This is a genomic window from Xanthomonas sp. NCPPB 1638 (assembly GCF_041475635.2).
GTDB classification, from domain to species: domain Bacteria; phylum Pseudomonadota; class Gammaproteobacteria; order Xanthomonadales; family Xanthomonadaceae; genus Xanthomonas; species Xanthomonas cucurbitae.
In genome coordinates this window covers 2,648,255-2,672,641 of record NZ_CM192984.1, presented here as the reverse complement: position 1 = coordinate 2,672,641, position 24,387 = coordinate 2,648,255, and the positions used below count along the sequence as shown (strand labels likewise).

Sequence of the window (24,387 nt, the reverse complement as noted above, 5' to 3'; positions counted from 1 at the left end):
GGCCGGCGATGGCTGCTGACAGCCTGGCAAGCATTCTGGATCAGCGAGCCGATCGCGCCGCGAGCGTTTGGCACGGTTGCTTGGGCCGATCGACGCGAGGGGAACATATGCCGCGACTCGGCGTACCTGGATCGGGCACGCCGAGTCGGATTGTCATCGAAGCCGCATCTACACCTCGCTGAGCATCTGAAGTTCTCCGTCCAGTGCTTGCATCCACCAGCTTGCAAAGCGGTCGACATGCGGGGCACGCAGGATGGTGAAATGATCGCCGGGCCCGTGCCAAACCTTCAGCTGCGGGGAAAGCGCGCTCCAGCCAGTGCGTTTCAGGCAGTGCTCCAACCGATTCTGCTCGACATCCTGGGTTGGGTCGTCGGCCAGCACCAGCCGTATCGGCGCATCGTATTGGGCAGCGGGGGCATATACCGTGCGCAATGTCATGCCGAACACCTGCACCATGCCCTTGATCGCATCGGGCGTCGAGCGTCGTGGCAGCAGCCCTGCCCGAACCATCCCTGCGTGGATTGCGTGTAGTTTCGCTGCGTAGTCCATCGTTCGGAACGCTTCCAGCGCAATACCGAACTCGGTGCCGCTGGAGAGTTGCAATAAATCAATCAAGTACTCCAGCACAGCGGTTGCCGTATGGGGTCTGCCGACGATGCCCTGGCCTCCGGGCAATTCGGAGTCGATCAGCGTCAGCGATGCAACGGCAACCCCTTGCCTGCCAAGTAGGCAAGCCATCTCCAAGGCCACCCAGCCACCGAACGAATGTCCAAGCAAGTGCACTGCACGACTCGGCAGTGCTTCCTCCAGCGCATGTACATACGCCTGTGCCGCAACTTCCACACTGCCGTAGGGCAAATTCTCCCGATCAAGACCGCGTGGCTGCATTCCATACACCGGCCATGATGCGCCCAGTGCTGACGATAGACCGACAAACCCTGCAACGTTGTCGCCTGCCCCCGGCACGCAGATCAATGGCGTCCTGTTGGCAAGGCCTTTATGGATGCAGACTAAAGGATGATGCCTGTGCTGGCGGTGCGCAGGGGCACGGCGGGCGGCCTGCATCGCGCTGGTCAGCTCCGCCCCCAGTACCGGGCCGTTCGATGGATCGAACAGCGTCATGTGGTTGCCAGGCACCACCACGCACTTCAGCCCCCACGCTGGTAGCAGGCTTTTCCAGCCAATCCTGGCGTCGCCAGCGGTCTGGCTTGGCAGCACGTCGGCGGCAGTGAACAGATGCACGGGCGTCGGGAGCTGCATCGGCACGTAGTGATGGTACGCATGGTGATGTCCAGCCTCGCGCACCAGATAGTTCAACAGCATGGAGTCGCTATGGTCGGCCCATTCTGCGGGTATCCAGTGACGCACACGAACCAGGGAAAGCAGCGCCTTGACCTCCCATTGCTCCACCTTCCCAAGCAATGCGTTCAAACACAGCGTTGACGACTCCGGATCGTCGTGCTCGGAGGCGGCGGCCAGGCAGTGCTGCAGCAACAGATGGCATTGGGTGTGTTCTGGTATCGGAAACACGGGCCCTATGGAAATTTGCGAGGGGTGATAGGTATCGATCAAGCCAACAAATTCCACCTGCTCATCGCAGGCAATCAGTTGAATGGCCATTTCATACGCAACCAGGCCCCCAAAGGACCAACCCGCAATTCGATACGGCCCTTTTTCCTGCATGGTACGCACCGTTGCAATCAGGCCTCTGGTAAGTTCCTCCACGGTGCATGCTTGGTGCTCGCCCAAGGGCGTCGCCAGCAGCCCGTAGATTGGCACATCGGCTGCGATGTAGTTCCCTATGACCGAGAAGTAAAGATCAAGTCCGGTAAAGTCATGCACCAGAAACAGTGGGGGCTGCGTGCCAGCGGTGCGCACAGCGATCACCCCTGGCATCCCTGCATCGTGTAGCTCCCCCTGATGGCGCTGAATTGCCGTCGCCATTGCGGCAAGTGTGGAATGCTGGCGCAACTCCCCCAACGGTGCTGTCAACTGCGTTCGTTCCAACAAAGCGCTGAGACGAACGAGCAACAGCGAATGCCCACCCATGGCAAAGAAATCGTCGTGCCGCCCGATCGTCTCCAGACCCAGCAGCTCGCTCCAGACCCCGGCAATCGCTTGCTCGACCGCTCCCTGCGGCGCTTCATACTGTTGGTGCGCATGGGCCTGCGCATCCGGTACCGGCAAGGCCTTGCGATCCAGCTTGCCGTTGGCTGTCAACGGCAACGCGTCCATACGGACATAGGCGGCCGGGATCATGTAGTCCATCAATTGCGGTTGCAGGTGTCCGCGCAAGACCGCCGCATCGATGTGCTCGCTCACCGCTGCATCGGTGCAGTAGTAGGCCACCAGCTGCCGCGCCCCCGGTACATCCTCGCGCTGCACCACCGCGACAGCAGCGATGCCTGGGTGCGTTCGCAACGCCGCTTCGATCTCGCCCAGCTCGACGCGAAATCCACGGATCTTGACCTGCGCGTCGGCACGCCCCACGAATGCCAACGTGCCATCGTCCTGCCAACACGCCAGGTCGCCCGTGCGGTACAGCCGCGCATTGCGGTTGGCCCCGAACGGATCGGGTACGAAGCGCTCGGCGGTCAGCGCGGGACGATTCAAATACCCCAGCGCCACACCATCGCCGCCGATATAAAGCTCGCCCACCGCCCCGATCGGTACCGGCCGGCGATACGCATCCAGCACGTACGCCTGCGTGTTGCCGATCGGACGCCCGATGGCAATGCCCGAGGCCGGTGCCGCGGTGATCCGGTGGGTGGTTGCGAAGGTGGTGGTCTCGGTCGGACCATAGCCGTTGAGAAACACCTGCGGCGCGCCCTCTTCAAGCACCCGCCCCACCACCGCCGGATCCAGGACATCGCCACCGACGATCAGGTAACGCAGTTGCGCAAAGACCGGCGACAGGCTCGCTGCATACTGATGGAACACCCCCGCCGTCAGCCACAGCACCGTCACCTGCTCTTCCAGCAGGCGCTGCCGCAAACGCTCCGGTGCCAGCAGCACGTCCTGTTCGACAACCACGACGCACCCGCCGTTGAGCAGCGGTGCCCACACCTCCAGCGTACTGGCGTCGAAGGCGGGGTTGGCAGCGAAGGCCACCCGGTCGGACGCGGTGAACTCGGCATAGCCGTTGTTGCACACCAATCGGCTGATCGCGCGATGCGGCACGCGCACGCCCTTGGGCACTCCGGTCGAGCCGGAGGTGTACATCAGACAGGCCACTGCATCGCTGGCCTGCGGCAGCGCAGGATCGTGATCGGCCATCCTGCCCAGGTCCAGCGTCTCTAGATCCAGACGCTCGACACCCTCTGGCAGCGCCTGCCCGGCGTGCGTGAGGACCCAGCGGGCCCCACTGTCCTGCAGCATCGTCAACAAGCGCCCCGGCGGGGCCTGCACATCCAGCGGCAGGTAGGCCGCAGCGCACTTGATGATCGCCAGTTGCGCGAGGATCAGATCGACCGTACGCGGCAGGCCGATCGCCACATGATCGCCCGGCCCGACCCCCAGCGCGATCAGGTGGTGCGCCAGGCGATTGGCGCAACGGTTGAGCGTGGCGTAGCTGTAGTGCTGCTGGCCATCGATCACCGCAACGGCGTCAGGATCGCGCACCACCTGCTGCTCGAACAGTGCATGGATGGTCTGCGCCTGCGGATACGCACGCTCTGTCGCATTGAACTCATGCAGCACGCGTTGGCGCTCGGCCTGGGGCAGTACGCAAAGCGTCTGCAGCGCACGCTCGTCTGACGCCTCCAACGCCTCCACCAACTGCGTCAGCGCCACCTGCATGTAGGTGCACAGGCGCTCTGCGCCCACCGTCGGTACCGCCTGCGCCTTCAGCTGGAACCCCTGCCCAAGATCATCCACGCTCAAGCTCAGCGGATAATTGGTGCGCTCTTCGGCAGAGAGCATCACGATGCCCTGCCATGCATCGCTGCGCGCCAGCTCCTCGCTCACTGCGCTATGGCGGTAATTCAACAAGGCGCTGAACAACGGCCTCGGTGCTGCGATACGACTGCAGCGCTGCGCCGTTGCAAGCGAGGCGTGCTCGTGTACCAGCAGCTCGCTCACACTGGCATGCATCTGCGCCACCGCCGCGCGCACGTTCAGGCCCTGCAGATTCGCCCGCAGCGGCAAGGTGTTGATGAACATGCCCAGCACCCGGTCTGCCCCCGCCCCGCCCTGCAGGCGTCCCAACAACACCGTCCCGAACACGACGTCCTCGCGCCCGGACAGCGCGCTCAGCACCTGTGCATAGGCCAGGTGATGCAGGCTGGCCACGCTGATCCCGGCCTGGCTGGCCTGTGCCCGCAGTCGCGTGCTCAACGCGGCATCCAGGCACAACACGGCCTGCTCGATGGCGGATGCATCGCCCTGCACCTCCTGCACGCCCAACGGCAAGGTCGGTTCCTCGACATCGCCCAGCATCCTGGTGAAGAAGGCGGTGTGCGCCGCCTGCGGGGTCCCCAGGGACACCTGGGCCACGTAGTTGCGGTACGGCACGGCAGCAGGCAGCGTCTGGGCAGCGCCGGCCAACACCGCCTGCATCTCCTGCCCGACGACTTCCAGCGCCATATGATCGAGCACGGCGTGATGGAACAGCAGCGTCCCTACCAGTTGCTGTCTGGCCGGATCGTCGGCGACCACCAGCCGCAGCAACGGCGCATGGCCCAGGTCCAGGCGGTAATGGCGCGCATCCAAACGCACGCGCAACTGTTGCGCGATGTCGCCGTGCGCCGGATCCAGGACCACCTCTTCCACCGGCAACTGCGCATGACGGACGACGACCTGGACCGGTTGGTCGAGCCCCTCCCAGAACACGGCGGTGCGCAAGATATCGTGGCGATCGATCACAGACTGCAGGGCGGCGACAAATGCCTGTAGCCGGGAGCGGTCGGCAAACCCGAACTGCGACTGCAGCAGATAGGGGTCTCCTGCCTGGGCGGCCAGGTGGTGATACAGCACCCCCTCCTGCAGCGGCGCCAGCGGATAGATGTCCTGCACGTTGGCCGTGCCACCGGGCACGCTGGCCACGATGTGGTCGATCGCCTCCTGCGACAGCGCCACCAGGGGCAGCAACTCCGGGGTGATGCGCGGGCACTGCGGTGCAATCAGGTTGGCTGGTACCGCCACGGTGCGGTCGGCGCCCACCGAGGCGGCCAGCGCCGCCAGCGTCGGCTGCCCGAACAGCACCCGCACATCGGCACTGAGCCCTTGCCGACGCATGCGCTCGATCACCGTCACCGCCAGCAGCGAGTGGCCGCCCAGCTGGAAGAAGTTGTCGTGCCGGCCCACCTGCTCCACGCCCAACACCGACTGCCAGATCCCGGCCAGGGTCTGCTCCACCTCCCCTTGCGGTGCTGCGTACGCCTGCGCCGCATAGGCCGCTCCATCCGGTGCCGGTAAGGCCTTGCGATCCAGCTTGCCGTTGAGCGTCAGCGGCCACTGCTCCAGCAGCACGAAGGCGCTTGGCACCATGTAATCGGCCAATGCAGACAACAGATGCGTCCGCAGGGTCTCCGCCGATGGCGGCGATTGCGGATCCTGCGCGATGACATAGGCCACCAGACGCCGATTGCCCGGCGCCTCGCCCAGCGCGTCTTCGCGTGCCAGCACCACCGCCTCGCGCACCTGCGGATGAGCCTGCAGGTGCGCCTGGATCTCGCCCAGCTCGATCCGGAACCCACGGATCTTGACTTGCTCATCGTTGCGGCCCACATAGTCCAGGCGACCATCGCCCAGCCAGCGCACCAGATCCCCGGTGCGATACATCCGCTCGCCTGGCCAGAACGCATCGGCCACAAAACGCTCGGCCGTCAACGCCTCACGCCCCAGATAGCCTCGTGCCACCCCGGCACCGCCAAGATACAGCTCGCCCACTACCCCCCATGGCGCCAACCGCCGCTGGGTGTCCAGCACGTAAGCGCGCAGATGCGGCAGTGGCACCCCGATCGAGGGGTGCAGCACCTGCGGTTCCACTTCGCCACAGGTGGCCACCACCGTGGTCTCGGTCGGACCGTAGTTGTTGTGGACCGCAAACGGCAGCCCCGCCGGCACCTGACGCAAGCGATCGCCGCCGACCAACAAATGCCTCAACCGCAAGGGCATCTGCTGCGCGGCAAACGCCTGCTCGGCCAGTGGCGTGGGCAGGAAACTCACCTCCAGCTCCTGGGCCTGCCACCATGCCAACAGCGCCTCCACATCGCCGGCCACAGCGGCCGGCGGCATCAGCAGGCAGCCGCCCGCACACAGCGTCGGCCAGATCTCCCACGCCGCCGCATCGAAGCTCAGCCCGGCCACGCTGGAGGTGCGCGAGCCAGCCTGGACGCCGAAGGTGCGGCAGTGCCAGGCGACCAGCTGCGCCAGCTGCCGATGCTCGACCATCACGCCCTTCGGCTCGCCGGTGGAGCCGGAGGTGTAGATCACATACGCCAGATGGGCTGGCGTCAGTGCGGCCACCACTGGATTGGGGAGCGTGTCATCCACTGGCGCACGGCTACCCAGATCGATCACCGGCACCGCCAGCTCGCGCAACAGCTGCGCACCGAGCGCCTGGCGCGTGTCTGCTTCTACCAGCAGCGCATGCGGTGCGCTGTCGTGCAACAGATAACGCAGCCGTTGCGCCGGATAGCCCGGGTCCAGCGGCACATATGCCGCACCGGCCTTGAGAATGGCCAACAACCCCACCAGCAGCGCCGGACCGCGCTGGACGCAGATGGCCACGCGCGTATCGGGCACCACCCCCAGCGCGATCAACTGCTGCGCCAGCGCGTTGGCCTGGGCGTTGAGCGCGGCATACCGCAGCGGCTGCCCCTCGTACTGCACGGCCACCGCATCGGGGGTCCTGGCCGCCTGTTGCTCGACCATCGCCGCGATGGTGAGTGGCGGCGTGGTGGGCTGCTGTGCGGCGTTGAAGCCCAGCAATTGCTGGCGCTCGGCCTCGGGCAGCACGCAAAGCGTGTGCAGCGCACGCTCGTCTGACGCGTCCAATGCCTCCACCAGCTGCGTCAGCGCCGCCTGCATGTAGCTGCACAGGCGCACAGGGTCGTATCCGGCAGGCAGATGTCCTGTCAGCTGCACGCCTGCGTCCAGTTCCTCCACATCCATCACCACCGGATAATGGTTGCTGCGCAGCGTCGAGTGCAGCTGGATGCCAGGCCATGGCGCCGAGGGCTCTGCGGCCCCGGCCCCCTGCTGCCGGGAGCGGTAGTTGAGCAGTGCCGTGAACAGTGGCAGCGGCGGTGCCACGCCGCTGCACCGTTGCGCCTCGCTCAAGGCGGCATGCTCGTGTACCAGCAAGGCGCTGAGCTGCGCATGCACCGCATGGACCGCCTGGCGCACTGTCTGCGCGCTCAAGCGCACCCGCAAGGGCAAGGTGTTGATGAACATCCCGATCGCATGCTCAGCACCCAGCCCGGCCTGCAGGCGTCCCAGCAGCACCGTCCCGAACACCACATCCTCGCTTGCCGACACCTGCCCCAGCACCTGCGCCCAGGCCAGGTGATACAGGCTGGAGGGCGTTACCCCCAACTGCGTCGCGCAGCGGCGCAACCGTGCGCACAGCTCCACGTCCAGTGCCTGCACCGCGTGCGCGGCAGGCTGGCCATCACCATGGATGTCGTGCAGGCCGTACGGCAAGGTCGGGGCCTGGACATCTCCCAGCAATTGGCGGAAGAACGTCTCCCGCTCGGCCTGACGTCCATCCAGGCGAGCCTGCGCCACGTAGTTGCGATACGGCACCGATGGCGCCAGCCGATCGCCCTGGCCCGACAGGCAGGCCTGCAGCTCGGCATGCAGCACATGCATCGTGGCGGCATCGTCGACCAGGTGATGGACCAGCAGCATCGCCACCCAGCAGTCGCGCACCGTGTCGTGGACGTAGTGCAATTGCAGCAGTGGGGCGATCGACAGATCCAGCCGATACCGCGACGGATCCACGCTTGCCTGCAACTGCTGGACGGCATCGGCATCGGGCAACGGCGGCTGGAACGGCACAAGCAGCAGCGGCGCCCGCCGCCACACCACCTGCACCGGGGCATCCAGGCCTTCCCACACCACGCTGGTGCGCAAGATGTCGTGGCGGTCGATCACCTGCTGCAAGGCCTGCGCAAACTGGTCCAGCCGCTCGCGGCCATCGAAGGACAATTGCAGCGACTGCAGATAGGGATCGCCCTGCCGGGCCGCCAGATGGTGATAGAACACCCCCTCCTGCAGCGGCGCCAGCGGATAGATGTCCTGCACGTTGGCCGTGCCACCGGGCACGCTGGCCACGATGTGGTCGATCGCCTCCTGCGACAGCGCCACCAGGGGCAGCAACTCCGGGGTGATGCGTGGGCACTGCGGCGCAATCAGGTTGGCCGGCACTGCCACGGTGCGGTCGGCGCCCACCGAGGCGGCCAGCGCCGCCAGCGTCGGTTGCCCGAACAGCACCCGCACATCGGCACTGAGCCCTTGCCGACGCATGCGCTCGATCACCGTCACCGCCAGCAGCGAGTGGCCGCCCAGCTGGAAGAAGTTGTCGTGCCGGCCCACCTGCTCCACGCCCAACACCGACTGCCAGATCCCGGCCAGGGTCTGCTCCACCTCCCCTTGCGGTGCCTCGTACGCCTGCGCTGCATAGGCCGCTCCATCCGGTGCCGGCAAGGCCTTGCGATCCAGCTTGCCGTTGAGCGTCAGCGGCCACTGCTCCAGCAGCACGAAGGCGCTTGGCACCATGTAATCGGCCAATGCAGACAACAGATGCGTCCGCAGGGTCTCCGCCGATGGCGGCGATTGCGGATCCTGCGCGATGACATAGGCCACCAGACGCCGATTGCCCGGCGCCTCGCCCAGCGCGTCTTCGCGTGCCAGCACCACCGCCTCGCGCACCTGCGGATGAGCCTGCAGGTGCGCCTGGATCTCGCCCAGCTCGATCCGGAACCCACGGATCTTGACTTGCTCATCGTTGCGGCCCACATAGTCCAGGCGACCATCGCCCAGCCAGCGCACCAGATCCCCGGTGCGATACATCCGCTCGCCTGGCCAGAACGCATCGGCAACAAAACGCTCGGCCGTCAACGCCTCACGCCCCAGGTAGCCTCGCGCCACCCCGGCACCGCCAAGATACAGCTCGCCCACTACCCCCCATGGCGCCAACCGCCGCTGGGTGTCCAGCACGTAAGCGCGCAGATGCGGCAGTGGCACCCCGATCGAGGGGTGCAGCACCTGCGGTTCCACTTCGCCACAGGTGGCCACCACCGTGGTCTCGGTCGGACCGTAGTTGTTGTGGACCGCAAACGGCAGCCCCGCCGGCACCTGACGCAAGCGATCGCCGCCGACCAACAAATGCCTCAACCGCAAGGGCATCTGCTGCGCGGCAAACGCCTGCTCGGCCAGTGGCGTGGGCAGGAAACTCACCTCCAGCTCCTGGGCCTGCCACCATGCCAACAGCGCCTCCACATCGCCGGCCACAGCGGCCGGCGGCATCAGCAGGCAGCCGCCCGCACACAGCGTCGGCCAGATCTCCCACGCCGCCGCATCGAAGCTCAGCCCGGCCACGCTGGAGGTGCGCGAGCCAGCCTGGACGCCGAAGGTGCGGCAGTGCCAGGCGACCAGCTGCGCCAGCTGCCGATGCTCGACCATCACGCCCTTCGGCTCGCCGGTGGAGCCGGAGGTGTAGATCACATACGCCAGATGGGCTGGCGTCAGTGCGGCCACCACTGGATTGGGGAGCGTGTCATCCACTGGCGCACGGCTACCCAGATCGATCACCGGCACCGCCAGCTCGCGCAACAGCTGCGCACCGAGCGCCTGGCGCGTGTCTGCTTCTACCAGCAGCGCATGCGGTGCGCTGTCGTGCAACAGATAACGCAGCCGTTGCGCCGGATAGCCCGGGTCCAGCGGCACATATGCCGCACCGGCCTTGAGAATGGCCAGCATCCCCACCAGCAGCGCCGGACCGCGCTGGACGCAGATGGCCACGCGCGTATCGGGCACCACCCCCAGCGCGATCAACTGCTGCGCCAGCGCGTTGGCCTGGGCGTTGAGCGCGGCATACCGCAGCGGCTGCCCCTCGTACTGCACGGCCACCGCATCGGGGGTCCTGGCCGCCTGTTGCTCGACCATCGCCGCGATGGTGAGTGGCGGCGTGGTGGGCTGCTGTGCGGCGTTGAAGCCCAGCAATTGCTGGCGCTCGGCCGCGGGCAGCACGCAAAGCGTGTGCATCGCACGCTCGTCCGATGCGTCCAATGCCTCCACCAGCTGCGTCAGCGCCACCTGCATATAGGTGCACAGGCGCTCTGCGCCCACCGTCGGTACCGCCTGCGCCTTCAGCTGGAACCTCTGGCCAAGATCATCCACGCTCAAGCTCAGCGGATAATTGGTGCGCTCTTCGGCAGAGAGCATCACGATGCCCTGCCATGCATCGCTGCGCGCCAGCTCCTCGCTCACTGCGCTATGGCGGTAATTCAACAAGGCGCTGAACAACGGCGTCGGTGCTGCGATACGACTGCAGCGCTGCGCCGTTGCAAGCGAGGCGTGCTCGTGTACCAGCAGCTCGCTCACACTGGCATGCATCTGCGCCACCGCCGCGCGCACGCTCAGGCCCTGCAGATTCGCCCGCAGCGGCAAGGTGTTGATGAACATGCCCAGCACCCGGTCTGCCCCCGCCCCGCCCTGCAGGCGTCCCAACAACACCGTCCCGAACACGACGTCCTCGCGCCCGGACAGCGCGCTCAGCACCTGTGCATAGGCCAGGTGATGCAGGCTGGCCACGCTGATCCCGGCCTGGCTGGCCTGTGCCCGCAGTCGCGTGCTCAACGCGGCATCCAGGCACAACACGGCCTGCTCGATGGCGGATGCATCGCTCTGCACCTCCTGCACGCCCAACGGCAAGGTCGGTTCCTCGACATCGCCCAGCATCCTGGTGAAGAAGGCGGTGTGCGCCGCCTGCGGGGTCCCCAGGGACACCTGGGCCACGTAATTGCGGTACGGCACGGCGGCAGGCAGCGTCTGGGCAGCGCCGGCCAACACCGCCTGCATCTCCTGCCCGACGACCTCCAGCGCCATATGATCGAGCACGGCATGATGGAACAGCAGCGTCCCTACCAGTTGCTGGCTTGCCGGATCGTCGGCGACCACCAGCCGCAGCAACGGCGCATGGCCCAGGTCCAGGCGGTAATGGCGCGCATCCAAACGCACGCGCAACTGTTGCGCGATGTCGCCGTGCGCCGGATCCAGGACCACCTCTTCCACCGGCAACTGCGCATGACGGACGACGACCTGGACCGGTTGGTCGAGCCCCTCCCAGAACACCGCAGTGCGCAAGATATCGTGGCGATCGATCACAGACTGCAGGGCGGCGACAAATGCCTGTAGCCGGGAGCGGTCGGCAAACCCGAACTGCGACTGCAGCAGATAGGGGTCTCCTGCCTGGGCGGCCAGGTGGTGATACAGCACCCCCTCCTGCAGCGGCGCCAGCGGATAGATGTCCTGCACATTGGCCGTGCCACCGGGCACGCTGGCCACGATGTGGTCGATCGCCTCCTGCGACAGCGCCACCAGGGGCAGCAACTCCGGGGTGATGCGTGGGCACTGCGGCGCAATCAGGTTGACCGGCACTGCCACGGCGCGGTCGGCGCCCACCGAGGCGGCCAGCGCCGCCAGCGTCGGCTGCCCGAACAACACCCGCACATCGGCACTGAGCCCTTGCCGACGCATGCGCTCGATCACCGTCACCGCCAGCAGCGAGTGGCCGCCCAGCTGGAAGAAGTTGTCGTGCCGGCCCACCTGCTCCACGCCCAACACCGACTGCCAGATCCCGGCCAGGGTCTGCTCCACCTCCCCTTGCGGTGCTGCGTACGCCTGCGCCGCATAGGCCGCTCCATCCGGTGCCGGTAAGGCCTTGCGATCCAGCTTGCCGTTGAGCGTCAGCGGCCACTGCTCCAGCAGCACGAAGGCGCTTGGCACCATGTAATCGGCCAATGCAGACAACAGATGCGTGCGCAGGGTCTCCGCCGATGGCGGCGATTGCGGATCCTGCGCGATGACATAGGCCACCAGACGCCGATTGCCCGGCGCCTCGCCCAGTGCTTCTTCGCGTGCCAGCACCACCGCCTCGCGCACCTGCGGATGAGCCTGCAGGTGCGCCTGGATCTCGCCCAGCTCGATCCGGAACCCACGGATCTTGACTTGCTCATCGTTGCGGCCCACATAGTCCAGGCGACCATCGCCCAGCCAGCGCACCAGATCCCCGGTGCGATACATCCGCTCGCCTGGCCAGAACGCATCGGCCACAAAACGCTCGGCCGTCAACGCCTCACGCCCCAGGTAGCCTCGCGCCACCCCGGCACCGCCAAGATACAACTCCCCCACCACCCCCCATGGCGCCAACCGCCGCTGGGGGTCCAGCACGTAAGCGCGCAGATGCGGCAGTGGCACCCCGATCGAGGGGTGCAGCACCTGCGGTTCCACTTCGCCACAGGTGGCCACCACCGTGGTCTCGGTCGGACCGTAGTTGTTGTGGACCGCAAACGGCAGCCCCGCCGGCACCTGACGCAAGCGATCGCCGCCGACCAACAAATGCCGCAACCGCAAGGGCATCTGCTGCGCGGCAAACGCCTGCTCGGCCAGCGGCGTGGGCAGGAAACTCACCTCCAGCTCCTGGGCCTGCCACCATGCCAACAGCGCCTCCACATCGCCGGCCACAGCGGCCGGCGGCATCAGCAGGCAGCCGCCCGCACACAGTGTCGGCCAGATCTCCCACGCCGCCGCATCGAAGCTCAGCCCGGCCACGCTGGAGGTGCGCGAGCCAGCCTGTACGCCGAAGGTGCGGCAGTGCCAGGCGACCAGTTGCGCCAGCTGCCGATGCTCGACCATCACGCCCTTCGGCTCGCCGGTGGAGCCGGAGGTGTAGATCACATACGCCAGATGGGCTGGCGTCAGTGCGGCCACCACTGGATTGGGGAGCGTGTCATCCACTGGCGCACGGCTACCCAGATCGATCACCGGCACCGCCAGCTCGCGCAACAGCTGCGCACCGAGCGCCTGGCGCGTGTCTGCTTCTACCAGCAGCGCATGCGGTGCGCTGTCGTGCAACAGATAACGCAGCCGTTGCGCCGGATAGCCCGGGTCCAGCGGCACATATGCCGCACCGGCCTTGAGAATGGCCAGCATCCCCACCAGCAATGCCGGGCCGCGCTGGACGCAGATCGCCACGCGCGCATCGGGCACCACCCCCAGCGCGATCAACTGCTGCGCCAGCGCATTGGCCTGGGCGTTGAGCGCGGCATACCGCAGCGGCTGCCCCTCGTACTGCACGGCCACCGCATCGGGGGTCCTGGCCGCCTGTTGCTCGACCATCGCCGCGATGGTGAGTGGCGGCGTGGTGGGCTGCTGTGCGGTGTTGAAGCCCAGCAATTGCTGGCGCTCGGCCTCGGGCAGCACGCAAAGCGTGTGCAGCGCACGCTCGTCTGACGCGTCCAATGCCTCCACCAGCTGCGTCAGCGCCGCCTGCATGTAGCTGCACAGGCGCACAGGGTCGTATCCGGCAGGCAGATGTCCTGTCAGCTGCACGCCTGCGTCCAGTTCCTCCACATCCATCACCACCGGATAATGGTTGCTGCGCAGCGTCGAGTGCAGCTGGATGCCAGGCCATGGCGCCGAGGGCTCTGCGGCCCCGGCCCCCTGCTGCCGGGAGCGGTAGTTGAGCAGTGCCGTGAACAGTGGCAGCGGCGGTGCCACGCCGCTGCACCGTTGCGCCTCGCTCAAGGCGGCATGCTCGTGTACCAGCAAGGCGCTGAGCTGCGCATGCACTGCATGGACCGCCTGGCGCACTGTCTGCGCGCTCAAGCGCACCCGCAAGGGCAAGGTGTTGATGAACATCCCGATCGCATGCTCGGCACCCAGCCCGGCCTGCAGGCGTCCCAGCAGCACCGTCCCGAACACCACATCCTCGCTTGCCGACACCTGCCCCAGCACCTGCGCCCAGGCCAGGTGATACAGGCTGGACGGCGTTACCCCCAACTGCGTCGCGCAGCGGCGCAACCGTGCGCACAGCTCCACGTCCAGTGCCTGCACCGCGTGCGCGGCAGGCTGGCCATCGCCATGGATGTCGTGCAGGCCGTACGGCAAGGTCGGGGCCTGGACATCTCCCAGCAATTGGCGGAAGAACCTCTCCCGCTCGGCCTGACGTCCATCCAGGCGAGCCTGCGCCACGTAGTTGCGATACGGCACCGATGGCGCCAGCCGATCGCCCTGGCCCGACAGGCAGGCCTGCAGCTCGGCATGCAGCACATGCATCGTGGCGGCATCGTCGACCAGGTGATGGACCAGCAGCATCGCCACCCAGCGGTCGCGCACCGTGTCGTGGACGTAGTGCAATTGCAGCAGCGGGGCGATCGACAGATCCAGCCGATACCGCGACGGATCCACGCTTGCCTGCAACTGCTGGACGGCATCGGCATCGGGCAACGGCGGCTGGAACGGCACAAGCAGCAGCGGCGCCCGCCGCCACACCACCTGCACCGGGGCATCCAGGCCTTCCCACACCACGCTGGTGCGCAAGATGTCGTGGCGGTCGATCACCTGCTGCAAGGCCTGCGCAAACTGGTCCAGCCGCTCGCGGCCATCGAAGGACAATTGCAGCGACTGCAGATAGGGATCGCCCTGCCGGGCCGCCAGATGGTGATAGAACACCCCCTCCTGCAGCGGCGCCAGCGGATAGATGTCCTGCACGTTGGCCGTGCCACCGGGCACGCTGGCCACGATGTGGTCGATCGCCTCCTGCGACAGCGCCACCAGGGGCAGCAACTCCGGGGTGATGCGTGGGCACTGCGGTGCAATCAGGTTGACCGGCACTGCCACGGTGCGGTCGGCGCCCACCGAGGCGGCCAGCGCCGCCAGCGTCGGCTGCCCGAACAACACCCGCACATCGGCACTGAGCCCTTGCCGACGCATGCGCTCGATCACCGTCACCGCCAGCAGCGAGTGGCCGCCCAGCTGGAAGAAGTTGTCGTGCCGGCCCACCTGCTCCACGCCCAACACCGACTGCCAGATCCCGGCCAGGGTCTGCTCCACCTCCCCTTGCGGTGCTGCGTACGCCTGCACCGCATAGGCCGCTCCATCCGGTGCCGGCAAGGCCTTGCGATCCAGCTTGCCGTTGAGCGTCAGCGGCCACTGCTCCAGCAGCACGAAGGCGCTTGGCACCATGTAATCGGCCAATGCAGACAACAGATGCGTCCGCAGGGTCTCCGCCGATGGCGGCGATTGCGGATCCTGCGCGATGACATAGGCCACCAGACGCCGATTGCCCGGCGCCTCGCCCAGCGCGTCTTCGCGTGCCAGCACCACCGCCTCGCGCACCTGCGGATGAGCCTGCAGGTGCGCCTGGATCTCGCCCAGCTCGATCCGGAACCCACGGATCTTGACTTGCTCATCGTTGCGGCCCACATAGTCCAGGCGACCATCGCCCAGCCAGCGCACCAGATCCCCGGTGCGATACATCCGCTCGCCTGGCCAGAACGCATCGGCAACAAAACGCTCGGCCGTCAACGCCTCACGCCCCAGGTAGCCTCGCGCCACCCCGGCACCGCCAAGATACAGCTCGCCCACTACCCCCCATGGCGCCAACCGCCGCTGGGTGTCCAGCACGTAAGCGCGCAGATGCGGCAGTGGCACCCCGATCGAGGGGTGCAGCACCTGCGGTTCCACTTCGCCACAGGTGGCCACCACCGTGGTCTCGGTCGGACCGTAGTTGTTGTGGACCGCAAACGGCAGCCCCGCCGGCACCTGACGCAAGCGATCGCCGCCGACCAACAAATGCCTCAACCGCAAGGGCATCTGCTGCGCGGCAAACGCCTGCTCGGCCAGTGGCGTGGGCAGGAAACTCACCTCCAGCTCCTGGGCCTGCCACCATGCCAACAGCGCCTCCACATCGCCGGCCACAGCGGCCGGCGGCATCAGCAGGCAGCCGCCCGCACACAGTGTCGGCCAGATCTCCCACGCCGCCGCATCGAAGCTCAGCCCGGCCACGCTGGAGGTGCGCGAGCCAGCCTGGACGCCGAAGGTGCGGCAGTGCCAGGCGACCAGTTGCGCCAGCTGCCGATGCTCGACCATCACGCCCTTCGGCTCGCCGGTGGAGCCGGAGGTGTAGATCACATACGCCAGATGGGCTGGCGTCAGTGCGGCCACCACTGGATTGGGGAGCGTGTCATCCACTGGCGCACGGCTACCCAGATCGATCACCGGCACCGCCAGCTCGCGCAACAGCTGCGCACCGAGCGCCTGGCGCGTGTCTGCTTCTACCAGCAGCGCATGCGGTGCGCTGTCGTGCAACAGATAACGCAGCCGTTGCGCCGGATAGCCCGGGTCCAGCGGCACATATGCCGCACCGGCCTTGAGAATGGCCAGCATCCCCACCAGCAATGCCGGGCCGCGCTGGACGCAGATCGCCACGCGCGCATCGGGCACCACCCCCAGCGCGATCAACTGCTGCGCCAGCGCATTGGCCTGGGCGTTGAGCGCGGCATACCGCAGCGGCTGCCCCTCGTACTGCACGGCCACCGCATCGGGGGTCCTGGCCGCCTGTTGCTCGACCATCGCCGCGATGGTGAGTGGCGGCGTGGTGGGCTGCTGTGCGGTGTTGAAGCCCAGCAATTGCTGGCGCTCGGCCGCGGGCAGCACGCAAAGCGTGTGCATCGCACGCTCGTCCGATGCGTCCAATGCCTCCACCAGCTGCGTCAGCGCCGCCTGCATGTAGCTGCACAGGCGCACAGGGTCGTATCCGGCAGGCAGATGTCCTGTCAGCTGCACGCCTGCGTCCAGTTCCTCCACATCCATCACCACCGGATAATGGTTGCTGCGCAGCGTCGACTGCAGCTGGATGCCAGGCCATGGCGTCGAGGGCTCTGCGGCCCCAGCCCCCTGCTGCCGGGAGCGGTAGTTGAGCAGTGCCGTGAACAGTGGCAGCGGCGGTGCCACGCCGCTGCACCGTTGCGCCTCGCTCAAGGCGGCATGCTCGTGTACCAGCAAGGCGCTGAGCTGCGCATGCACTGCATGGACCGCCTGGCGCACTGTCTGCGCGCTCAAGCGCACCCGCAAGGGCAAGGTGTTGATGAACATCCCGATCGCATGCTCAGCACCCAGCCCGGCCTGCAGGCGTCCCAGCAGCACCGTCCCGAACACCACATCCTCGCTTGCCGACACCTGCCCCAGCACCTGCGCCCAGGCCAGGTGATACAGGCTGGAGGGCGTTACCCCCAACTGCGTCGCGCAGCGGCGCAACCGTGCGCACAGCTCCACGTCCAGTGCCTGCACCGCGTGCGCGGCAGGCTGGCCATCACCATGGATGTCGTGCAGGCCGTACGGCAAGGTCGGGGCCTGGACATCTCCCAGCAATTGGCGGAAGAACGTCTCCCGCTCGGCCTGACGTCCATCCAGGCGAGCCTGCGCCACGTAGTTGCGATACGGCACCGATGGCGCCAGCCGATCGCCCTGGCCCGACAGGCAGGCCTGCAGCTCGGCATGCAGCACATGCATCGTGGCGGCATCGTCGACCAGGTGATGGACCAGCAGCATCGCCACCCAGCGGTCGCGCACCGTGTCGTGGACGTAGTGCAATTGCAGCAGCGGGGCGATCGACAGATCCAGCCGATACCGCGACGGATCCACGCTTGCCTGCAACTGCTGGACGGCATCGGCATCGGGCAACGGCGGCTGGAACGGCACAAGCAGCAGCGGCGCCCGCCGCCACACCACCTGCACCGGGGCATCCAGGCCTTCCCACACCACGCTGGTGCGCAAGATGTCGTGGCGGTCGATCACCTGCTGCAAGGCCTGCGCAAACTGGTCCAGCCGCTCGCGGCCATCGAAGGACAATTGCAGCGACTGCAGATAGGGATCGCCCTGCCGGGCCGCCAGATGGTGATAGAACACCCCCTCCTGCAGCGGCGCCAGCGGATAGATGTCCTGCACATTGGCCGTGCCACCGGGCACGCTGGCCACGATGTGGTCGATCGCCTCCTGCGACAGCGCCACCAGGGGCAGCAACTCCGGGGTGATGCGCGGGCACTGCGGTGCAATCAGGTTGACCGGCACTGCCACGGTGCGGTCGGCGCCCACCGAGGCGGCCAGCGCCGCCAGCGTCGGCTGCCCGAACAACACCCGCACATCGGCACTGAGCCCTTGCCGACGCATGCGCTCGATCACCGTCACCGCCAGCAGCGAGTGGCCGCCCAGCTGGAAGAAGTTGTCGTGCCGGCCCACCTGCTCCACGCCCAACACCGACTGCCAGATCCCGGCCAGGGTCTGCTCCACCTCCCCTTGCGGTGCCTCGTACGCCTGCGCTGCATAGGCCGCTCCATCCGGTGCCGGCAAGGCCTTGCGATCCAGCTTGCCGTTGAGCGTCAGCGGCCACTGCTCCAGCAGCACGAAGGCGCTTGGCACCATGTAATCGGCCAATGCAGACAACAGATGCGTCCGCAGGGTCTCCGCCGATGGTGGTGATTGCGGATCCTGCGCGATGACATAGGCCACCAATTGCTGGTAGCCGTGTTCGTCCGTACGTGCCAGGACGACGGCGTCACGGATACCCGGATGCTCGTTCAACCGTACCTGGATCTCGCCCAGCTCGATCCGGAATCCACGGATCTTGACCTGCTCGTCGTTGCGGCCCAGATAGTCCAACGCGCCATCTGCCCGCCAGCGTGCAAGATCGCCACTCCTGTAGAGGCGTGCGCCGGGATGAAACGGATCGGCAATGAATCGTTCGGCCGTCAACTCGGGCCGATTCAGATAGCCTCGCGCAACACCGGCACCGCCCACGTACAGTTCACCCGCGACCCCGATCGGCACCGGTTGCTGCCGCCTGTCCAGCACATACAGGCGCAGGTCCGGAATGCGCCGCCCGATCGGACTGACATCACTACGCTGCACATCTTCCGGCGACAGCGGGTAGTACGTCACATGCACCGTGGTTTCCGTGATGCCATACATGTTGACCAGCTGAGTGGTCGCATTCTGCGGCCGCGCGTACCATGGCTTGAGCATGGCCGGCTCCAGCGCCTCGCCGCCGAAGATCACCACCCGCAGGCTGTGAGAGGCGGAGTTCTGCGCAGCGATCAACTGGCGAAACGCGCTGGGCGTCTGGTTGAGCACGGTCACACCAGCCCGGCAGAGCAAGGCATAACACTCCTGCGGCATGCGGGTCACCTGCTGCGGCACCACCAACAAGCGGCCACCATGCAACAAGGCGCCCCAGATCTCCCACACCGAGAAATCAAAGGCAAACGAGTGGAAAAGCGCCCAGGTATCGTGTGCGTCGAACTTGAACCAGGTCTGGCTCGCAGCGAACAGGCGAGTGACATTGCGATGCTCCACCAGCACGCCCTTGGGCCGGCCGCTGGAACCGGAGGTGTAGATCACATAGGCCAGATGCGTGGGCGCCAACTCGGCGATCTGGGGATCGTGCGTGGGCTGCGCCGCCAGCGGATCGTCGCAGGCATCGACGCATAGCAGCGGGCACGCCAGTTGCGGCAGGACCTCGATAGACGCCGTATCGGTCAACACGGCCACTGGCGCGCTGTCTTCCAGCATGAAGCGCAAGCGCTCCGGTGGTGCGGCCGGATCCAGCGGCACATAGGCCGCACCAGCCTTGAGGATCCCGAGCATACCAACCAGTAACGTACCGCTGCGCTCCCCGCATAACGCTACGCGATCGTCCGGACGCACGCCCAGCGCCAGCAGACGGTGCGCCAATTGGTTGGCCTGCAAATTGAGTTGGCGGTAACTCAAGCGGGTCGACCCGAACTCCACTGCCACCGCATCGGGTCGCGCAGCGGCCTGCGCCTCGAATATCTGATGGAGAAGGGATTCTTCTGCAAGCTCCGCGCATGGGGTATTGCATTGGATGACCAGCCGTTCGACGTCGGCTTGGGGGAGAATGGGAAGTTCGTCCACGTGTCGATCCGGAGTGTACTCAAGCGCTTCCACTACGCTGGTCAGCGCCGTTTCCATATAACTGCACACGCGCGCCGCACCGACTTCCGGATCAACCTGTGCCGTCAGTCGGAACCCTTCGCCAAGATCGTCAACATTCAAGGTCAGCGGATAATTGGTGCGTTCTTCGGCGGTTAGCATGGTGATGCCTTGCCACCCGTCGCCCTGAGCAAGTTCGTCGTTTGCCGAGCTATGGCGGTAATTCAGCAATGCACTGAACAGTGGACTCGGTGCTGCCACACCGCTGCACCGTTGTGCCAGCCCCAGGGAAGCATACTCATGCGCCAGCAAGGCAATCAGCTCCTTGTGCACCTGTTGGGCAGCAGCACGCACCGGCTGGTCCAGTTGCACCCTCAGCGGCAATGTATTGACGAACATGCCCAAGGACGAGCCGATTTCAGCACTTTGCATGCGCCCTAGCAGCACCGTGCCAAACACGACATCATCGCGGGTACAAGCCTGTCCTACCACTTGCGCCCAGGCCAGATGATGCAGGCTCGCCACGCCGACCCCCAGGAGCTGCGCCTGTCTTCGCAGCCGGCGACTGATGTCCTGCTTGAGCGACAAACTCGCTTCTTCGATCGCGACGCCATCATCGCGCTGATTGGCCAAGCCGAACGGTAAGCTTGGCTCATCCACGTCACTCAAGCGTTGTTCGAAGAAATCACGATGATGTTGTTCCATCGCATCCAGTCGCGCTCGCATGACGTACGCGCGGTAGGGCTTTTGAGCAGGCAATGTGTCTGCGTTGCCAAGCAGGCATTCCTGCAGCTCGTACTCCAGGGTCTGCAATGCCACATGGTCCAGCACCAGGTGATGGAACAGCAAGAGTGCCACCCAGCGAGCGTTGGCTGGGTCATGGGCATGAACAAGCTTGAGTAGCGGTGCACGGTGCAGACCCAGAACATGTTTGCGCGCATCGAAGCGACGCTGCAATTGCTCGATGACCTCGCCCTCCTCTGGATCGCAATCGATCTCCTCGATCGGCAATACGGCTTTACGCCATACCACCTGCACCGGTGTGTCCAGCTCATCCCATGCAAGGCTGGTACGTAACACGTCGTGGCGATCAATGACCTGTTGCAGCGCAGTGCTGAAAGCCTTCAGCCGCCCCTGATCGGAAAATGCAAACTGCGCTTGCAGCAGATACGGGTCGCCTTGTGCCGCTGATAAGTGGTGATAAAGAATTCCCTCCTGCAAGGGCGCGAGCGGATAGATGTCCTGCACATTGCAGGCACCGCCCGATACCATCGCGACGATGCGATCGATCTGTTGCTGCGTCAGTTCGACCAGCGGCAGCATGTCAGGACTGATATGGACTGTTGAGTGAGGCAGCCCGGAGTGATTCGGTGGCGTGTCGCCTGCGGGCTCACGTTGCAATAGCTCGATCAACTGCGTCTTGTGCTCGCGCAATGCAGCAATCATCGAGGCTTCGCCGAGTGAAGCCTTGTTGCCGCGGACGATCAACTGCCCGTCCTTGAGCAACAGCTCCACACCCTTTTTCTTCAGCGACTGAATAAATTCTGCGGTAATCACAGGGCGATCTCCATCTGCTCAATGGCCGCCGCATAATCGGACAGCGTGGGTTGATCGAATAAGGTCCGAACATCGGCCTCAATGCCTTCTTGCCTGATCCGCTCCACCAGCGTCACCGCCAGCAGCGAGTGGCCGCCCAACTGGAAGAAGTTGTCGTGCCGGCCCACCTGCTCCACGCCCAACACCGACTGCCAGATCCCGGCCAGGGTCTGCTCCACCTCCCCTTGCGGTGCTGCGTACGCCTGCGCCGCATAGGCCGCTCCATCCGGTGCCGGCAAGGCCTTGCGATCCAACTTGCCGTTGGGTGTCAGCGGCCATTGCTCCAGCAGCACGAAGGCACTTGGCACCATGTAATCGGCCAATGCAGACAACAGATGCGTCCGCAGGATCTCCGCCGATGGTAGCGATTGCGGATCCTGCGCGATGACATAGGCCACCAATTGCTGATAGCCGTGTTCGTCCGTACGTGCCAGGACCACGGCGTCACGGATGCCCGGATGCTCGTTCAACCGTACCTGGATCTCGCCCAGCTCGATCCGGAATCCACGGATCTTGACCTGCTCGTCGTTGCGGCCCAGATAATCCAACGTACCATCGGCCCGCCAGCGTGCCAGATCGCCACTCATGTATAGGCGTGCACCGGGATGGAACGGATCGGCAATGAATCGTTCGGCCGTCAACTCGGGCCGATTCAGATAGCCTCGCGCAACACCGGCACCACCCACGTACAGTTCACCCGCGACCCCGATCGGCACCGGTTGCTGCTGCCTGTCCAGCACATACAGGCGCAGGTCCGGAATGCGCTGCCCGATCGGACTGACATCACCACACTGCGCATCTGCCGGCGACAGCGGGTAGTACGTCACATGCACCGTGGTTTCCGTGATGCCATACATGTTGACCAGCTGAGTGGTTGCATTCTGCGGCCGCGCGTACCATGGCTTCAGCATGGCCGGCTCCAGCGCCTCGCCGCCGAAGATCACCACCCGCAGGTTATGGGAGTGGGAGTCCTGTGCAGCGATCAACTGGCGAAACGCGCTGGGTGTCTGGTTGAGCACGGTCACACCAGCCCGACAGAGCAAGGCATAACACTCCTGCGGCGTGCGGGTCACCTGCTGCGGCACCACCAGCAAGCGGCCACCATGCAACAAGGCGCCCCAGATCTCCCACACCGAGAAATCGAAGGCGAACGAGTGGAACAGCGCCCAGGTATCGTGTGCATCGAACTTGAACCACCTCTGGCTCGCAGCGAACAGGCGGGTGACATTGCAGTGTTCGACCATCACCCCCTTGGGCCGGCCCGTCGAGCCGGAGGTATAGATCACATAGGCCAGATGCGCCGAGGTCAGCGCTGCGATCGAAGGGTTCGCCATGTCATGGGACTGCCAGCACGGCATATCCATGTCGATGACCGGCACCGAGGCCATCGGCAGCAGACCCACCGTCGCTGTCTGCGCCAGCACGGCGACCGGGGCACTGTCTGCCAGCATGTAGGCAAGACGGTCGGCAGGATAGGCAGGATCCAGCGGCACATAGGCACCGCCGGATTTCAAGACTGCCAACAGGGCGACCACCATCCGCACATCGCGCTGTACGCAGATCGCGACCCGGTCGTCCGGACCAACACCCACCTCGCGCAGGTAATGTGCCAGGCGATTGGCCTGCGCATTCAACTGCTCATAGGTGAGCGAGCTCTCCCCGTGCACCACCGCAACTGCCGCCGGCGTCCGCGCCGCCTGCGCCTCGAACAATGCATGCACACAGGCATCGCGTGGATAATCCACTGCCGTTGCATTCCACTCCAGCACCACTTGCCGTCGCTCGGCCTCGCCCAGCAAAGGCAGACGCTCCACCGGCTGATCGTCCGCCCCCGCTGCAACCATCGCTTGCAACACCTGCCGCCAATGCCCGATCCATCGCTCCAGCGTTGCACGCTCGAACAGTGCGGTGGCATAGCTCAGGTTGCCCACGATCTGCCCCGCATGCTCGCCCAATGACAACGCCAGATCGAACTGCACGCTCCCGGATGCAAGGTCCACTCTGCGGGCATCAAGATCACCCAGATCCAGCATTCCCTGTGGCGTGTTCTGCCACGCAAACAGCACCTGGAACAGCGGCGTATGCGACAGGCTGCGCGGCGGCTGTACCAGCTCCACCACCTGCTCGAACGGGATGTCCTGGTGCGCCTGCGCCTGCAGCGCACGCTGCTTCACCGATGCCAGCAACTGCGCCAGCGTCGGCGAGCCGGACAGATCCACCCGTAGCGCCAACGTGTTGACGAACAATCCGATCAGCCCTTCGGTCTCCGAGCGGCCACGATTGGCCGCCGGGCTGCCGATCACCACCTCGTCCTGACCGGACAAACGCGACAGCAGCATCGCCCAGCTGGTCAGCAGCGTCATGTACAGCGTCAGCCCATGCCGCCGGCTCAATGCTTCCAGTGCCTGCACCTGTGACTGATTCAGCAGTACCTCCAGCATCGCCCCGGCGTGGTCCTGCTGAGCCGGACGCGGGCGGTCCGTCGGCAGTTCCAGCAACACCGGCGCACCGGACAAGGTCTCGCGCCAATAACTGGCCTGCTGCTGCAACCTCTCTCCCGCCAACCATTGCCGCTGCCAGCTCGCATAATCGGTGTACTGGATCGGCAACGGCGCCAGCGGATCGGCATGGCCGCGTGCAAACGCCCGGTACAGCACGCTCAGTTCCTCGATCAGGATCCCCATCGACCAGCCGTCGGAGACGATGTGGTGCATGCTGACCACCAGCACCGACTCGGTGTCGGCAAGCCGCACCAGCGCGCCACGGATCAGCGGGCCGCTCTCCAGCACAAACGGGGCGCTCGCCACGTCGGCCAACACCCGTTCCAGCAGC

General features: G+C 65.8%; 2 protein-coding genes (1 of these 2 running past the window's edge). Both read right to left on the bottom strand.

Going from position 1 to position 24,387, the window contains the following annotated elements:
- Window positions 1-168 precede the first annotated feature (168 nt).
- The gene (locus tag ACCQ13_RS11475) at window positions 169-21,516 is read right to left on the bottom strand and encodes an amino acid adenylation domain-containing protein (protein WP_506185047.1); all 21,348 of its coding nucleotides are present in this window, start codon (window positions 21,514-21,516) and stop codon (window positions 169-171) included.
- Window positions 21,513-24,387, bottom strand: partial view of a non-ribosomal peptide synthetase gene (locus tag ACCQ13_RS11470; protein WP_372372074.1) — the final stretch only. The gene runs 13,076 nt beyond the window's last position; the window shows 2,875 of its 15,951 coding nt (coding positions 13,077-15,951); the start codon falls outside the window, past its right edge; it ends in the stop codon at window positions 21,513-21,515. Before ACCQ13_RS11470 ends, ACCQ13_RS11475 begins: the two co-directional genes overlap by 4 nt.